Annotated in this window: 1 protein-coding gene; it reads right to left on the reverse strand. The window is 69.5% G+C overall.

Going from position 1 to position 1,286, the window contains the following annotated elements; translation table 11 throughout:
• Positions 1–1,259 (reverse strand): DUF885 family protein (locus tag D180_RS07165; protein WP_017912260.1); only part of this gene is annotated, 1,259 nt, incomplete at its 3' end.
• Positions 1,260–1,286: the final 27 nt, after the last annotated feature.

The raw sequence follows: 1,286 nt of genomic DNA on the forward strand, positions 1-1,286 counted from the left end.
TACAGCGGCCGCGACGGCAGGTCGTAGGTGTTGACCAGGTAGATACCCGGGCCACCGCGCCCGCCGGTGTAGAACGGCGCCAGGTCCGCCGGCACCGGCTCGATCGCGAAGCGTTGCCGCGGCAGCCGGCCGATGTAGTCGCCGATCTTGCCGTCCACGCGCTTGGCGATCCACGCCGCATCCTTGAGCAGTTCTTCCGGGGTCTTGGCGTAGAACTTCGGATCGGTACGCAGATAATGCAGGAACGCCGGGAAGGTCTGCTGCCCGGGCGGGGTCTTGAAGCCGCTCTCGACGATCGCCTGGTCCATCTCCTTGCGCAGCCGCGCCACTTCCTTCAGCCCCACCGCGTGGATCTGCTCGGGGCTGAGGTCGAGCGTGGTGTATTCGCGGATCTGCGCGCGGTAGTACGCCGCGCCGTCGGGCATCGATTCGGCGGCCAGCGCCGGGCGTGCCTTGGGCAGGTATTCCTCGCGCATGAAACGCAGCAGCTTGGCGTAGGCCGGGACCACCTGCTGGGCGATCGCCGTGCGCGCCTGCGCGCGCAACTGCGCCTGCAACGGCGCCGGGATCGTCGCCGGCATCTGCTTGAACGGGGTGTAGAACAGATTGGTCTCGCCCGGCGCCTGCGCGACCTCGGCGATCGACTGGTCGCGGCCCTGCAGGATCACGCTGGGCTGGGCGAAACCGCGCGCCAGGCCGGCGCGCATGTTGGCGATCTGCTCGTCGAAGTAGCGCGGGATGTCGGCAAGCTGCCCGAGGTAGCGCTGGTAGTCCTCGCGGTTGCGCAGGGTGGCGCGCGCAGTGAATCCCAGGTCGCTCCAGAACGCGGAGTCGCTGTTGAACGGCATTTCCCAGGCGCGGAACCGCTGCTGGTCGAGCAGCACCTGCAGTTGCTGGCGATAGACCTGGTAGTTCACCTGGTCCTGCGCCGACAACTGCGCCGGGTCGATCGCATCCAGATCATGCAGCGTCTGCTGCCAGTAGGCGGTGCGCTGCGCCTGGGTGGCCGGATCGACCTTGGGCAGGTGATCGGCCGCCTGCCCTTGCGCGTCCTCGTCGTCGGCGCCGGCGAATTGCTCCTGGCGCCATTTCCACTCGCGCTGGTACAGCGCCTTGAAGCGCGCGCCGGCATCGCCGGCGGGGGCAGCGGCCGCCGGCGCTGCGATCTTTGCGGGCGCGGCGGCGGCAGCGCCCTGCCAGGCCAGGGTGCACGCGATGGCCAGGGCCAGCGCGGTGCGCAGTCGGGAACGGGAGGTCATCGCGAAATCTCCGGAGTGGCGGGGGGG

Origin of the sequence: Xanthomonas sp. SHU 166, assembly GCF_000364685.1 — a bacterium.
Taxonomy (GTDB): domain Bacteria; phylum Pseudomonadota; class Gammaproteobacteria; order Xanthomonadales; family Xanthomonadaceae; genus Xanthomonas_A; species Xanthomonas_A sontii.